This is a genomic window from Microbulbifer maximicatervae (SeqCode) (assembly GCF_052468155.1).
In genome coordinates, this window is record NZ_CP174335.1 from 3,171,513 (window position 1) to 3,186,694 (window position 15,182).

The following is a 15,182-nucleotide window of genomic DNA, read 5'->3' on the forward strand; positions in this document are numbered from 1 at the left end:
AAAAAACCACTCCGGCCAGTGCAGCCCGTTGGCTCCTTACTGGATAGTTAAATGTCTAAAACGCCTCAAGAAATGGTCGACCTCTATATCGAGGCCGAGATAGACGTGCTCGCCGGTAAAACCACGGTGACCAATGGTCGGCAATTTACTGCAGAGAACCTGCAGGAAATCCGTGCAGGCCGCCAGGAGTGGGAGCGCCGTGTATATCAAGAAAAATTAAAGGCTGCAGGTAAACGCTGCGGACCTGCCTACGCGAATTTCTACTAATGAACAAACTGGATTCTCTCATCGGGTTTTTTGCTCCCGAGGCTGCTTTGCGCCGTATGCAAGCTCGCCGGGCATTAGAACTGGTTGCCGCTTACGAGGCCACGCGCCCTAGCCGTACAAGAAAAAATCCCGGGGATAACCGCAGCGGGGATTTGGTGCTTGAGAGCAGTGTAGAAACCCTGCGCGGCCAGGCTAGGCACCTGGAGCAAAACCACGATTTTGCCTGTGGCATTCTCACCACCTTGGTAACCAACGTAGTTGGTCCGCGCGGTATTGATGTGGAGTTCCAGCCCAAAACCTGGGATGGCGACATTCATGAAGACCTCGCCACCCAAATGAATGCCGCTCATGAGGAATGGGCTCGGCGCCCGGAATGTACCCGGCAGTTCAGTTGGGGGAAAGCGCAGCGGCTTCTGTGTAATACGTGGCTACGGGATGGTGAAACCCTCATGCGGCACTTGCAGGGCACGGTACCTGGCTTAAAGCATCGTACTGAAGTGCCTTACACCATCGAATGCCTGGAGCCGGATTTCCTGCCGGTGGATTACAACGATCCCAGTAAGCGCATTGTTCAGGGTATCCAAAAAACTGCTTGGGGCGAGCCCTTGGGCTTCTGGTTACACGATGAACATCCCGGGGCATCCTTTAACTGGCGTATGAAGCGCAGATTTCACAGTGCCGAAAATATTGAGCATCTAAAGTTTGTGCGCAGGCTGCATCAAACCCGTGGAGTTTCCATCTTTGCTGCGGTGATGAACCGCCTTAATGACATTAAAGACTATGAAGAAAACGAGCGAGTTGCCGCAAAGATTGCCTCGGCCATAGTTGGATTCATTCAAAAAGGTGGTCCTGAAGATTACAAACCTGAGGACAGTGATGATGAAGGAAATCGCACCTTGGCTATTCGCGCTGGTGCTATCTATGACGATCTGCGGCCTGGGGAATCTGTCGGCACCATTCAAAGTAATCGCCCCAGCGGTCTACTAACGCCATTTTTAGAAACTATGCACCGCATGGCTGCTGCCGGCACCATGGTCAGCTTTAGCAGCATCAGTAAAAACTACAACGGCACTTATAGTTCGCAGCGCCAGGAACTGGTAGAGCAGTGGGCAAACTACGAAACCCTCAGCTTGGAATTCTGTGAGGAAATTGTAGAGCCAGTAACCCGGCGCTGGGTGCAAATGGGTTTATTAGCAGACGCCTTTCAAGTGCCTGCTGATGTGGACCCGGCAACCCTGATGCACGTCGATTTTATTACCCCGGCTATGCCCTGGATTAATCCAGCACATGAAGCCAGCGCCGATGAAACGCTGCTGGAAAATGTTCTGGCCAGCCCACAGCAGACCATTCGCCGCCGAGGCAAGAAGCCGGACGATGTGATTAAGCAGACTGCTGCCTGGCAACAAAAGTTGCGAAAAAACAAGATCACCACCCCAACTAAACGCACTGCGGTCCCCGCAGAAAACACTGAGTCTGACTCTAAATAGGAGACCGCAATGCCTAAAAAATCTTGGTACAGCATTACCGCGGTCACAAAAAAAGCGAAGCCGATATTTATGTATATGACTACATCGGTTATTTGGGCGTAACTGCTTAAGGCTTTGCCCGTGATCTCAAAGCACTCGGTGATGTCAGCAAGATCAATCTACACATCAACTGCCCCGGTGGTGATGTGTTCGACGGTACCGCCATTTACAACCTGCTCAAAGATCATAAGGCCGAAGTGGAAACCTGGATTGAAGGCATCGCAGCCAGTATGGGTAGTGTGATCGCCTTAGCCGGGGATACGGTTCATATCGCCGAGAACGCCTATTATATGGTGCATAACCCTAGTGCCAGCGCCAGAGGCGATGAACGCGCCCTGGAAAAAACCAAGAGCCTGCTGGCAAAAGTGAAAACCACCATGATCGGCCTTTATTCCTCCCGCTCAAGAATGCCGGATGAGGAAGTCAGCCAAGTGATGGATGACGAGACTTGGTATACCGGTGCTGAAGCCGTAGAAGCCGGTTTTGCCACCGATACCACCACAGAGATCGAGATGGCTGCCAGCTTTAACGCCGATCTCTTAAACCAATTCAAAAATACCCCTAAAGCGATTAGCGAATTGGTCATGCAGGGGCCCACTGAATTCAGATTCCCGTCTGCGGTTGCAGACAACCCAACCGAAACCAAGGAGGCGCAAGCCATGCGAAAACTACCTCCACTACGCCAGCTGCAACCGCTGTGCCCGAGGTTACCCCAGGAATGAAAGCGCAAATTGAAGCCGATGCCAGAGCACAATTTGCAGCAGACGAGCAAAAGCGCAAAGACGATATCAAAGCCGTATTTAAAGGTTTTGAAGCGCACAGTATTGTGATGCAGGAATGTCTCAATGATATGGACTGCTCAGTGCAGGGCGCCAAAGACAAACTGCTCACAGCCCTGGGTATTCAAACCCCAACCCCAGAGCAAAGCTACAGCGTGGTGGTGCAGGAAGGTGAGGGCATGAAACGGCTTAAGGCTGATGCTGAAAATGCCATTGCCGTGCGTGCCCTCGGTGAAAAGCGCACAGAGGGCAATGAGCTCAGTGGCTACACCATGATGGAGATTGCCCGCATCCTGATACAGGCCCATGGACAGAGCCTGTCTGGCCTGGATCGGATGGGTGTGGTTGCCGCAGCGTTTACCCATAGCTCTGGTGACTTCGCGACTGTCCTTGGCAATACTGCCAATAAATCCATGCTGAAAGGCTATGAAGAAGCACAAGAGATCTTCCCGCGCTTTACCAGCGTGGGCAACCTCAGTGGCTTTAAACTCACAACTCGCATGGACCTGGGCAGCTTCCCCTCACTTCGCCGAGTGGCTCCGGGGGCAGAATTTAAATACGTGAGCATCGGAGAGTGCGCCGAGACAGCTACACTGGCTACTTACGGTGAACTCTTCTCCATTACCCGCCAAGCCATCATTAACGATGACCTCAGCGCATTTACCCGTATCCCACAAAAGATGGGCCTCGCTGCCGTGCACACGGTGGGTGACCTGGTATTTAGCATCTTGCTCAATAATCCCAATATGGCTGACGATAAGCCCTTGTTCGACGCAAGTCATGGCAACCTCGCTAGCCCAGCGGGAATCAATACCAGCAGTATTGATATTGCGCGGGTATTGATAGGTAAGCAAAAGGATGGCGATGCGGTGCTCAACATCCGGTCCAAGTTCCTGCTCTGTGATATTGCTGATGAAGGCAGTGCAAAGGTTGCCCTGGAATCTGAGTACGAAGTGGGTGCATCCACCAAAAACAACACCACACCGAATAGCGTACGCAATATTGCCGAAGTGCTCTCTGATGCGCGCCTTAGTGGCCACAATGCGTGGTACCTCAATGCCGACCCAGTAGCGTATGACACTATCAAAGTGCTCTATCTGGATGGCCAGCAAGCCCCAATTTTGGAAGAGCAAAATGGTTGGAGTATTGATGGGGTGGAATTCAAAGTCCGCTTGGATGCTGCAGCCAAAGCCTGGGATGCTGCAGCCAAAGCCTGGGATGCGAAAGGCATGGTGAAGACTCCAAAAACCAGCCAACCGCTAGCTCTAACAACGTTCATTGAAGAGGCCGCATCGCGCGGCCTTTTTACTTTCAGTTACAAACTCAATTGAGGGAAAGAGAATGGCTACTAATTTTGTACAAGACGGGCGTATGCTGGATTACACCAACAGTACCAGTGCGAAGATTACCTCTGGCCAGGTTGTGGCGGTTGGTGCGGTGCTGGGTGTGGCGATGGATGATATTGCCGTGGGTGAGTCTGGCGTGATTGGTATTGATGGCGTATTCACCGTGCCCAAGGTATCCGCCGCAGAGGTCAACCAAGGGGAAACTCTCACCCGGGTAGTTGCATCCAGCTCATTCGATAACAACGCAGCCACCGCAGCCACTGGCGATATCATCGGCGCAACGGCCTTTGCCGCTGAGGCAGCGGGTTCCAGTGTTACCAGCTTCGCGGTCAAATTTACAGGCGTACCGGGCACAGTGAAGTCCTAATTCATCATGGACTTAGATCAGAGAGCCGCAGAGCGCGCGTTTCGCAAATGGGGCAAAGCCGCTACCTATGATGATGGTAGCGGCGGTGAGCCTATTGATTGCCGTGTGATCTTTGAGCAGGAGATTGATGACCTTGGTAGTGATGAACGCGTGCAGGTACCGCGTGTTGAATTGAGTCTGTTGGTGAGTGAGGTAGGTGCTTACAACTCAGAGGCGGTGATTACCCTTGGTAGTGTGGGGTATACGGTGCGCAAGCGATTGGCGGATGATGGGGTTGTTTGGCGAGTGCTGGTGGATGTGTAGCCTGAGTTGGTAGGTCAGCACAGGATTTATGATCATTGTGATTGTTATTTTTTTGAGTTGCTCAAACATACAGGAAAATGCTTTAAAATCATTGACTTAAAAGATCGGTTAAAAATGGGGATAGTGGTCAAATTGATCATTTTTCCAGATGGACCGGTAGTGCCAAATGATCGTAATCCATTGATTTAGTGGAATAAAATGGCGTATTGGCGTAAATTTGTGCCAGAAATAGTAGTCATGATGACTCCTGCATAAATATTAGGCAAAGTCAAGAGAAAATCATATGAGCATAATTGAAAAGTTTCGCAAAGGTATTGGATCTAGTCGCTATAGGCGATTTATCGTACTTACGAGATCACGAACTGGATCGAACTTGCTCATATCGTTGCTCAATTCGCATCCGCAGATTGAGGCAGATGGGGAAATATTCTCTAAATTGAACGGAAAGAATTACAAAACAGTTTTGTCCAAGGCATTTCCTAAACAGCCACTTAACATAAAGGCCAAAGGATTCAAGATTTTTTATTATCACCCGCAGGATGATCATTCATGCGGCATATGGGAAAAACTTAAATCAATGAATGATCTACATGTAATTCACTTAAAGAGAGAAAATATCTTGCGTACTTTAATTTCGAGAAAGGTCGCAGGAGTTCAGGATGTTTGGGCAATTAAATCTGACCAAGCTTCAAGCACTCCTAGTAAAGAGGTATCAGTCAGCTTTACCGAAGATGAGCTGCGAGCTGAATTTAAGAGAACAAGAGATTGGGAGGAAAATGGTGAAAACAATTTCAAGAACCACCCTCTTTTGTCTATCACCTATGAAGAATTAGTAAATAACCGCTCGGGTACATTCAGAAAAATTACTGAGTTCTTGGATGTTCAGCACATAGAACCAAAAACGAGGTTGAAAAAACAAAATACCAAGACCTTGAGGGAATCGATAAAAAATTACGATGAATTGAAATCAGAGTTTTCTAAAACAGAATGGGCGCCTTTCTTTGAAGATTGATTGGCTAAATCGGGTAGCCGGTAGTTTCTAGCTACCGGCTACCACACCACCCATCGTGCGGGTCCGCAATGGGCGGTTCCCTCTCCGTAATGAATTTCTACCCCGCGATCACGTAACGAGACCAATCCCATCTTTTGGAAAAGCTCATTGTTGAGTGCAATATGAATACCTTCCGTCTTTGCATTTCGCCAGTAACTTTTACCGGACGATCCACAAGTGACAGCCCGTGATTCACTCACGCCCACGCGCAGTAAGTTTCGGACTTTCGTTCTCACTTTACGCCAGTTTTTCCAGTAGCTCATTCTCAATCTTCGTCGTATCCAGCAGTCAAGATCGATACATTTTTGATAGCCTTGCGCTATCCCAAAATAGTTGATCCAACCATGGAGGTATACGGTAAGTTCTTTCAGTTTCTTTTCCATCGAAATATCATGGGATCGCCTTGTGATCTGGCGGACGCGATATTTAAATTGGAGCAGAGACTTATCATGCCAGACAAGCCTTGCACCGCGAAAAGAGAATCCCAAAAACTTACAGCGGCTGACAGGAACTACTTGGCTTTTAGTGTCGTTAACTTTGAGCTTAAGCTTGCGCTCAACAAAGCGTTTAATACTCGCCATAACCCGTTCACCCGCGCGCTTAGAAGCAACAACGATCACAAAATCATCCGCATAGCGAACAAAATCATGTTGGCGTTTTTCCTGCTCTTTATCGAGCAGGTCGAGTACAATGTTGGAGAGCAGCGGCGATAAAGGGCCGCCTTGTGGTACCCCCTCATGACAGCCTTTCCAGCATCCATCTTCTACACTTCCTGCACGCAAGTAGCTTGCGATTAGTTTGAGTAAGCGCTTATCGCTGATTCTTTGGCCAAGTAAACTCATGAGAAAATCATGATTTACCCGGTCGAAGAGCTTAGATAAATCGACATCTACGGCTATTCGTTTCCCGCCTTCGATATACTTCTGTAGCTTTTTCACCGCATGATGCCGTGATCGCTTTGGGCGGAACCCATAGCTGAACTCCGAAAAGGTTTTATCGAAACTGGGACCGATGATTTGGGCGATAGCCTGCTGAATAACACGATCAAAGATCGTAGGTATCCCGAGACCACGCTGGCCACCATCTGGCTTGCGAATGTAGACGCGCCTGACAGGAAGCGGTTGGTAATGACCTTGCCGAATGGTTTCGATAAGGTCATCGCCAACTGCCTTAAAGTGCTGCACAAAGTTATCGACTGTAATCCCGTCAATGCCTGCGGCACCTTTATTGCTCCGAACGTGCTTCCATGCAGCATTGAGGTTTTCTTTGCTGAGGATGGTTTCGAGCAGATTTTCATTTGAGTTGAGTGTCATGGCAATGCGCTACGTCAATTTTATATCCGGCTGGCAACATATCAGTAGGCTAGCCCTGTCTTTTAACTCGTGGATTTTGGGTTCAGGCCTTCACCCTGTCCAAGGTATTAAACTTGGCATTTCGCTACTATGCCCTCGGCTGACTTCTGTTTAATCACTTTGATCATTGCTGACCGAAGCGCTTCTGTGTCCCACCATTTTTTGTCTACACCCGCGATGGTGGCTAGCGGGTTGGGCCTACTTATGAGTCAGCGGCTACGCTGACAGCTTCACAGGAGCAAGCTAAACAGATCTCCCCAGATAAGAACGTGAACTTTCACTACACAACTGCATCATTTACTCTACCCGTTAGATCACATGGCTTCGGTGTCCTTGGCCGCCTCGCCTCCAGGCTAAGCCTTATATGATGTTTCTGTCCGTCAGCTCGTAGTTTTGCTAGCGGCTTCCTCCCCACAAGACCTCGCGGCATTGCAGTTGCCATTCGCTAGTAGTTAGCATTTAATGGAATCCATTAAATGGTGATCCTCCTACAGGGGACTTTCACCCCATTAGTTCACGCCCATGCTGGGCGTACCAAGTACAAGCAGGTTGCTACGGGCCTTTGGCCCTTCGCGGGACAGCTTACGCTCCGCTCCGGACGCCCCTGTTGTAGTCGTTCAGACTGTAGAAAAACTCTTAAAAGGAAGCTTTTTTGTTAAAATGGAGGTCTTGATGTCGAGATTATCCATATGCCCAATTTCAAACGTTACGATTACAACCAAAATGCAATGGTCGTCATCAATTTCGAAGAACAACTACAACCTGAAACCTTTGAATTTACACTTCATCATTTGATTGATGATCATATAGACCTCTCTGTCTTCCATAAAAAATATCAAAAGGATAGCGGCGGGCGAACCGCCTATGATCCAGCTATCCTGCTGAAAATCATATTGTTTACTTACTCAAAAGGCATTACCTCAAGCCGTGAAATTCAATGGCAATGTGAGAACAATATCCTCTTCAAAGCACTGTCATGCGATACCGTTCCGCATTTTACTAGTATTGCAAGTTTCGTAAGCAGTTATCCTGATGCGATTGAATCGGTGTTTGAGCAAGTGTTACTGGTCTGCGATCAGCAGGGGCTGCTTGGCAACGAACCTTTCGCAATAGATGGATGCAAGATGCCATCCAATGCTAGCAAAGAACATTCGGGGACTTTTAAAGAGCTAGAACAGAGGCAGGAAAAAATTCGCAAGAAGATCAAACATTGCCTCAAAGAGCACAAGAGGCTTGATGGCAGGAAACCTAAAGAAAAAGAGCTAAAGCGGCGGATACGCTGCAGAAACACTTTGATAAAATTGATCAGTTCTTAAAGAATCACTCCCCCAGGATGGGGCAAGGTAAAAACCCTAAAGAAGTAAAAAGTAATATCATGGACAATGAATCATCTAAGATGACTACCAGCAAGGGAACCATCCAGGGCTATAACGGTGTTGCCGCAGTTGATAGAAAGCATCAGATAGTTGTTGAAGCACAGGCCTTTGGAGAGGGCCAGGAACATCATACACTGAAACCTATTCTCGATGGCATCAATTGCCATTATCAGAATATAGGAATAGATGAAGACATCTTGGCCAAACAGGTCATCATTACTGCTGATACTGGATTCTCCAACGATGCTAACTACAACTACCTGCGAGAGAACGGCATCAATGCCTACATACCTGACAATAAATTCCGTTCACGTGATAAAGCTTTTACAAAGCAAAAAACCAAGTATGGCAAGCGCAATCAAAAAGATAGGGCTAATGTCCAAAAGACTATCCCGGCTAGTGAATTTACATTCAACAAGAAAAAGAAAACCTGTATCTGTTCAGCAGGAAAATCCATGCTCTTGTTAAAAGAAGAGCATGTCAGTGAAGGTAAGAAAAAACTATTGTTCGAAGGGCGCCTCACTGACTGCAGGAAATGCAGCCTTAAAAATCAGTGCATGCGAAACCCAGATTCTGCCGACTCTCGAAAAGGGCATGGAAGGCAAGTATCCCTAACTTGGACAAACGGACGGACAGCCACTGACTGGATGAAAAAGCGGGTTGATAGTATCGAAGGCAAGACCATTTATGGGCATCGAATGTCTGTTGTCGAGCCTGTGTTTGGGAACATTGGTACCAACAAGCGATTAAATCGCTTCTCGCTACGAGGAAAAAGTAAGGTTCAGGGACAATGGCAGATGTTCTGCTTGGTACATAACATTGAAAAGTTGATGAGATATGGCAGTATTCACTGATTGAGTGATGAATTAAGGGCGTCAAGACGCCAAAATTTAATACAATGAAAGAAATTTGGTGGTATAGCTAAATTTAGCCCGAAATTTTAATTAGAGGAGCCTGAGGAGTGACAGCTTTTTCTAAAACTGTTTTTCTACATCCTCGTTATGCGCCGTAAGAGTATATACGAGCAGTAATGAGCAAAATCTATATCTACGTACTCACAACAGAAACGTTTCCTGATAGGCAAGCGTACTTTGATGCATCTTCAGAGACTGAATATTTCTATGTAGGTAGAACGGAGAACCCTGAGCGTAGAAAAATGCAGCATGAAGGAGAAGCCAGAAGAGGATCTAGCTATCCATATCATGAAAAAATAAGAAATCTCAAGGAAGGATGGGATTTAGAAGTATTAGAGGTTGTTGATAAACAGTTAGCTTCTGATCATGAGGAGTACCACATGATAAGGTTTACTTGTGAAGGCCACTCATTGCTAAATATAAAACGTGGTGATCGAATAAAAAGGGCGTCAGTAGATATATTCGAGAGTTTCAAGCGAAGCGGCATAGAAAATTCAACCGACTACTTCAATGTAATATCTATTACCAGAGAGAATAGGATAAGTCTTCGCGGGTCCAGACAAATAATGAAGCGCCTAAAACACGTAAAGTATGATTCTGAGACAGAAACTCATCACTATGTCCTCGATGGAGTAGTATATATTGTCGAAAAATATGTATCGAAAAAAGAACTCATAGAATCACTATGTCCAAGTATTGATAAAAAATTGCAAGATCTTCTTAAAAGAGTAGAGTCGTTTCGAAAAGAACGTAAAGCAGACTAGGTATGAAATGCATGAAAAAGTGCGGCAGGCTGACGTCCTACTCTGTGCAGATTTTATGTGGTTGTTACGCTCCTATTTTTGCACAAAAACTTCACAGGGTACGCCGCAACAGCGAATGGCTTTCGGACTGCTGAAAAACTAATGTATGTATTTGTCCTCTCAAATATGATCGAATATCAACCATAAATGATGATTTTACGTGAATTCTGGTTTAGCTTTCACTGATGAGTGGGCTGCTTTTCACGTAGAAGCACAATACAAAAGAGGGATGAGCTTTTTTACCCCCTCGTTAGGTGCATTTATGTTAAAGGCAACTAAGGTGTTTTACGCTATTAGCTTCGCTCTGAGTTTGCTGGTTACGGTATTTTTCTCAGTTATTTGGTGGAAGTGGCATCAAATGCCATACAACGAAACCGGTAGATATTGGGATGGGTTCGTTGTTTGGCACGAACAAGCGGCGGGAGTCTATGCAGGTTGTGCGATAGTTTCATTGGTTGTTACTGTTGCTATGGCAATTATCTATCGTAAGGTAGGGCGCAGTGAAAATACCTAACTAACAAAGGTTGCGAAGGCAGCAAGGGTCGCAGCGCTGCTTTGGACGTTATCGCAAGCCCTTCTGAAGTTGGTAGCTACTCTCAATCACTCGGTGCATATGTCGGCGAAACTCCTGTGGCAATTTTGTATATAGTCGGGCTGTTAGCAATGGAAAGGGAACCTTCGCAAAGTGGTATAGGTTCTCAATCTCACACACTTCCGCCAAAGTAACCCTTACTAGCTCACACCATAATGGCAGCAAGTCCGCAGGGATTCGTTGCAAATCCGTTTCCATTTTCGATATTTGAGATGACACAAGCCCCATGTCCAACGGATGACACACGGCTAATAGTGCAGCTGGTAAGGCGTGTGATTTCAGAATTGTTTCAGCAGGGGCATAAATTCCTGAAAGCCGGGGTAGGGCTGATAGAGCTTACCCTCGCTCGTTGGGGCAAGGCGATATATTTGCCGCTGGCCAGCGAATACGATCAGACGAGACCATGTAGGCCATCGATCAGATTAATCAGAAATTTGGACGAGTTACCTTGTTCTTGGCGCTTAAAGTATCAACAAGATGCGGTAATCGCATTGCTCTCTAGCTTATATAACTCAGCGGGATCAGTTGCCAGAGATTGCAGTCTAGGTTCTGTGTAAATATACAGTTTGTGAGTGTGGCAAAAATTGAGAGACTGAGTGATTCCGGGGTTTATGAGAGGTGCGAGCCGCCGTACCAATTACACATGGATGATTGTAACTATATGATTATTATAAGGTTATACATTTGATTGTGACTCCTGAGGTCGCGGGTTCGATCCCCGTCGGCCACCCCAGATTCTTCCTTGTTTATTAAGGGCTTACAAACTTACCTATGCGAATTTTTTCGTTTCTGTTTCGGTGTGGCAATTTGGGCCTTAATCTATATTAAAGCTTTTTTTCTCGGTGTCCCGTTAAAAAGATTCAAATATTAGCTAGGTGGGTGTACTGGAGCCGATCATAGAGCTTTTGGGTACGGTGGTAGGCAGTGAAGAGTAGCAGATAGAATTTGCTGTCAAGAGAGAGGCTGGGAAGAAGCTCAACTGATCCTACTCCCTTTTGTCATACGATATGAAGACTTTTATGAGTAGCTTGGAAGCAAGCTGGTTATCCAACTTCAGAAAGAAATTTCTAATCTCTGTTCCTATACTACTTTCGCGCCAAGGCCTGAACTTGTGGCTCGGTGAGGGTGAGTCTCTTCTCCATCTTAGCTCCAAGCTTTTTAATCTCAGTTTGAAATCTTTTAGTCTGATCTTACCCAAATGCTTCGAACGCCACGAGGACACACAAGTGAACTGCGTTTACGCAGTTCACTGATGACTCGAATCTGCCGATGGGTAGGCTCCTAGAGGAGGGCATAAGTCAAAGCTGTTTTTTATGGCTGTGTCAATATGGTTCTTACGGTTGGATACCCATCGATTATTCTCAAGATGGGCGTCTACGTCGCGAATTGAAACGGTCTCAAAGGTGTCTCTCGATACATTCTGAATCATATCAGCTTTGGATATATTGCCCAGTTCTTTTACTGGATTGAGCTTCATATTTTTTGTTTGATAATGCGATTATTAGTATGGATCATCGGGCTTATCTTTGGTTTTAGGTCTAGGTTCTTGCAGCTAAACCGCTAAACACCTCCTTTTCATAGGGTGTTTCAGATTAAGATTGAGCTAGTTCATTTAAGTGGTTTTTTTATGGAATTTCCGTTTCGCAGAGATACACCTATGGCCTGCATAATTTGACTACTAGCGCTATAAATTTTTGTAGGTTGGGATACTCTTGTGTCGAAGCTACCCTTCAGAAGCATATAAGTAGCTTTAAGAACGGAGTAATTTCTTCTTTATACTTGCTGCTATTGGTAATTGATACCCGTAGGGTTGATAGTGCCCAGGCATTGTTGGAAAGTAAAAATCTCTTTATTTACTGAGTAGCCACATAGGTATCTGTTATTCGATAGTGCATAATATATATGCGAAGGTTTGCGAGCCTGCTTTACGCGGGCTCACAAGCTGGCTGAATACTATTTAACAAAACTCAGTTACAGCCTTCACCATTGATTTAGCAGATTGCTTTGGGTAATCATTGATTTTATTCTCAATCACATTTTCATCGATAATATTAAAAATTCTTGCCTTATCAGTTCTCTTGTCGAATATCTGTGCCCAGTGAGTAAATGGGTCAGTTTTAGCAATTTGTTCTATCTCTTTATAGGCGTCCTCCTCATTGTGAAATGATCGCTTGAAGTCCTTTATTCCACCCATAAGTAGGTTATAAGTACCGGTAAATAGTGCGTATCTTTCCATGGGATTCTCCAAACTTATAAATCTGGGCTCCGAGTCGGTAGCCTTGGGTAGCTGCTGTCGGCTAAATACGCCGAAGCGCGGTTGGCTAATTTCTCGGCTAGAAGTATGTTTTATCTTTTATAAAACCTACATACTAACCATGCACTCTAATTTAACCCTTTTGTTTATGTATAGAAGCTTAACCAGTACATGCATTTGCATTTTGAGGAGAGTTTTTGTCGTGATCTGCAACATGTTTGCGCAAGAATAATAGGTCTAAATTGTTCTAGGCTTTATATTGTTCGATATATTTTTATTTTGCTTGCCTTAATAGATGAAGGGGGAGGATTTTCAGGTCCTCTCAACCGCTCTTAACCTTCCTGGCTTGATCTAAATGTTTTTTTTAGCTTAAAGGATAGAATTTCCAACTCAGAAGCTTGATCGACATGTCCTTAATTGATAATGGAGGCTTTGTTTAGTTAATGAATTTGGTGGCGATATTTTCTAGATTTGTGCATTAGTACTTAATATTTTAATGTACGATATTGCTTAAAATAGATGGGTGCATTTAGAGTGGGTTATCAATCAGGTTTAAGTACTTTAATGGTTGATTCTTTGGTTGGGTATACGTGAACAAAAAGAGCCTTGAAGGCTGTAAGAGTTACTTTTGTATCTCTTATATAGTTTAAATAGGTTGAATGAGTCAATTCGTGCTTTGTATGTGAGGGAAATAGTATGCCTAATACTATTTCTCTGTAGTATCTATTTTGGATTGGCTTTTGTTTGTGTCTGAGCAATAGTTCTTCTCTTAAAACATAGGAAACTTCTAAATGAACAACGCGCTCAAGATCGTTACTTGTCTGGTTTTATCAATGATGGCTTATAATAAGGTTTTGGCTATTGATATCCTTGCTCACAGAGGAGCTTCTGGTGAGTATCCTCAAAGCACCATTCTGGCTTTTGATATGGCATTGGAGCAGGGGGCTGATACTCTAGAGTTGGACATACATTTGTCAAAAGATCAGTTCATTATTATCAATCACGATGCAGATCTTAAAAAAAATGTAGGTGTCTCGGATAAAATAGAAGATTTGACTTTGGTAGAAATAAAAGCATTGGATGCTGGGCATGAGTTTACCCTAGATAATGGCGACAGTTACCCATTCCGAAACCAAGGGCTCGTCCTCTTAACATTAAATGAGCTATTTGAGAGCTACCCTAATGCCATTTTTAATATTGAAATTAAACCAAATAATAAGGTCCTATCAGAAATACTATGGCAAGTAATTGTTGACTATAGAATGGAGCAGCAAGTTACTGTGGCTAGCCAGCATAATAGGGCTATGGGCCATTTTCGTGATATCAGTGGGGGAGAGATTAGAACGAGCGCAACAATCGGTGAACTTATAGAGGCCAGTCTAGCCTGGAGTTCGGGCTTTGGATGGGCTTTCAAGCCGGACTTTGAAGTTGCCCAACTGCCATACAGTATTACCACTAAGCCCTATGTTCGCTTTTTTCAGAGTAAAGGCGTGGCCGTCGATCTCTGGACAGTTAACGATATAGATGACATTGAGCGCAGTATATCCCTTGGTGTAGATGGGATTATTGGTGATTTCCCTGGGCGAGTTTATCAACTACTTGAGAGTGCTGGAGAACGGTAATTTTTCTCGATGCGAGTCAGAATTGCCGAGTACAGAAATTTTCTTGTAAAAGAATAATGAAGTTAGTGTTAACTTGATAATTTCAACCTTAAAAAGTCAGTGCTTTATTGACTTTTTAAGGTCCTAGGAGACGGTGATATCGATCTTTATGGGCAAAAGTAGCATACAAAGAGTTTGTGTTTAGCCTGGAGGCAGAAATCTACATACTTCATTGAGCCTACCGAAACTTCAGATTCAACAATTAATGAGGGTTGGGAAAGACCTAGCTGCAATCTATTTCGGTATACAAAAAAAGTACTGTTGGGGAGGTGTGCTCTGATACCGACAGGCCTCCACTTTCTAATACTTACATTGTTAGTCGATAATTCGACCTTCGGTTTGCTGTATGCAATCCGTCGGTGAGACTGCAATTAGAAGCTAGCATTCTCTACAGGCTGTTGTGTCAATTTCCAGGGCTAGCCCGCTGTCGACGACATTGTTTCTAGAAGAAATATGGCTGGCCATTTTTTGAGCCATTTTCATTCCATTTTTTGTCGTATCTCTGGATCCAATTATTGCAATGCTAGGCTACTTAAGTAAGCTAATATTACCGCGTGCACATACAGTCGAGAGGGAATTGGGAGTGTCTTC

At 45.1% G+C, this 15,182-nt stretch carries 15 protein-coding genes and 1 pseudogene; 11 read left to right on the forward strand and 5 right to left on the reverse strand.

The annotated features are described in order from the left end of the window. Window positions 1-51: 51 nt before the first annotated feature. From ACJJIY_RS13720 to ACJJIY_RS13750, 7 genes are all read left to right on the forward strand, one after another. Window positions 52-267 carry a DUF6148 family protein gene (locus ACJJIY_RS13720; protein ID WP_444897740.1) on the forward strand — a complete coding sequence of 72 codons (216 nt, stop codon included), beginning with the start codon at window positions 52-54 and terminating at the stop codon, window positions 265-267. Further along, on the forward strand, window positions 267-1,754 hold the full coding sequence (locus ACJJIY_RS13725) for a phage portal protein (RefSeq protein WP_445358105.1): 1,488 nt from the start codon (window positions 267-269) through the stop codon (window positions 1,752-1,754). The genes ACJJIY_RS13720 and ACJJIY_RS13725 overlap by 1 nt, the downstream gene beginning before the upstream one ends. 164 nt (window positions 1,755-1,918) lie before the next feature. Continuing rightward, window positions 1,919-2,515 (forward strand): head maturation protease, ClpP-related, encoded by a 597-nt coding sequence (locus ACJJIY_RS13730; protein ID WP_445359670.1) that lies wholly within the window; start codon window positions 1,919-1,921, stop codon window positions 2,513-2,515. Continuing rightward, window positions 2,512-3,903: a phage major capsid protein gene (locus ACJJIY_RS13735; RefSeq protein ID WP_445358106.1), complete on the forward strand. Its 1,392-nt coding sequence runs from the start codon at window positions 2,512-2,514 to the stop codon at window positions 3,901-3,903. Before ACJJIY_RS13730 ends, ACJJIY_RS13735 begins: the two co-directional genes overlap by 4 nt. Window positions 3,904-3,913: 10 nt before the next feature. After that, window positions 3,914-4,285, forward strand: a complete 372-nt coding sequence (locus ACJJIY_RS13740; protein ID WP_444897737.1) for a DUF2190 family protein — start codon at window positions 3,914-3,916, stop codon at window positions 4,283-4,285. 6 nt (window positions 4,286-4,291) lie between these two features. After that, a complete protein-coding gene (locus ACJJIY_RS13745) occupies window positions 4,292-4,588 on the forward strand; it encodes a head-tail joining protein (RefSeq protein WP_444897736.1) in 297 nt (98 codons plus the stop codon). 283 nt (window positions 4,589-4,871) lie between these two features. Then, window positions 4,872-5,600, forward strand: a complete 729-nt coding sequence (locus ACJJIY_RS13750; protein ID WP_444897735.1) for a Stf0 family sulfotransferase — start codon at window positions 4,872-4,874, stop codon at window positions 5,598-5,600. Between the two features lie 38 nt (window positions 5,601-5,638). Here the strand turns inward: ACJJIY_RS13750 and ltrA are convergent, their stop codons facing one another. Then, complete coding sequence (ltrA, locus tag ACJJIY_RS13755; protein ID WP_444897734.1) at window positions 5,639-6,952, reverse strand: group II intron reverse transcriptase/maturase; 1,314 nt, start codon at window positions 6,950-6,952, stop codon at window positions 5,639-5,641. Window positions 6,953-7,680: 728 nt separating this feature from the next. On the opposite strand from ltrA, the pseudogene ACJJIY_RS13760 reads away from it, so the two are divergent. The 3 genes and pseudogenes from ACJJIY_RS13760 to ACJJIY_RS13770 all read left to right on the forward strand — a co-directional run bounded on the left by ACJJIY_RS13760 (window position 7,681) and on the right by ACJJIY_RS13770 (window position 10,598). After that, window positions 7,681-9,221 (forward strand): annotated as a pseudogene (locus tag ACJJIY_RS13760) (transposase). Window positions 9,222-9,397: 176 nt separating this feature from the next. Beyond that, window positions 9,398-10,045 carry a GIY-YIG nuclease family protein gene (locus tag ACJJIY_RS13765; protein WP_444897733.1) on the forward strand — a complete coding sequence of 216 codons (648 nt, stop codon included), beginning with the start codon at window positions 9,398-9,400 and terminating at the stop codon, window positions 10,043-10,045. A gap of 301 nt (window positions 10,046-10,346) precedes the next feature. Then, window positions 10,347-10,598: a hypothetical protein gene (locus ACJJIY_RS13770; RefSeq protein WP_444897732.1), complete on the forward strand. Its 252-nt coding sequence runs from the start codon at window positions 10,347-10,349 to the stop codon at window positions 10,596-10,598. Window positions 10,599-11,922: 1,324 nt separating this feature from the next. Here ACJJIY_RS13770 and ACJJIY_RS13775 read toward each other — a convergent pair. Beyond that, on the reverse strand, window positions 11,923-12,153 hold the full coding sequence (locus tag ACJJIY_RS13775; RefSeq protein WP_445354543.1) for a hypothetical protein: 231 nt from the start codon (window positions 12,151-12,153) through the stop codon (window positions 11,923-11,925). Between the two features lie 480 nt (window positions 12,154-12,633). Then, on the reverse strand, window positions 12,634-12,912 hold the full coding sequence (locus ACJJIY_RS13780) for a hypothetical protein (protein WP_444897731.1): 279 nt from the start codon (window positions 12,910-12,912) through the stop codon (window positions 12,634-12,636). 809 nt (window positions 12,913-13,721) lie between these two features. On the opposite strand from ACJJIY_RS13780, the gene ACJJIY_RS13785 reads away from it, so the two are divergent. Continuing rightward, window positions 13,722-14,552 (forward strand): glycerophosphodiester phosphodiesterase family protein, encoded by an 831-nt coding sequence (locus ACJJIY_RS13785; protein ID WP_444897730.1) that lies wholly within the window; start codon window positions 13,722-13,724, stop codon window positions 14,550-14,552. A 146-nt stretch (window positions 14,553-14,698) separates the two neighbouring features. Here the strand turns inward: ACJJIY_RS13785 and ACJJIY_RS22360 are convergent, their stop codons facing one another. After that, the gene (locus ACJJIY_RS22360) at window positions 14,699-14,962 is read right to left on the reverse strand and encodes a DNA-processing protein DprA (protein ID WP_507019903.1); all 264 of its coding nucleotides are present in this window, start codon (window positions 14,960-14,962) and stop codon (window positions 14,699-14,701) included. A 7-nt stretch (window positions 14,963-14,969) separates the two neighbouring features. Continuing rightward, window positions 14,970-15,074, reverse strand: a complete 105-nt coding sequence (locus tag ACJJIY_RS13790) for a hypothetical protein (protein WP_445358107.1) — start codon at window positions 15,072-15,074, stop codon at window positions 14,970-14,972. Between the last annotated feature and the right edge of the window lie 108 nt (window positions 15,075-15,182).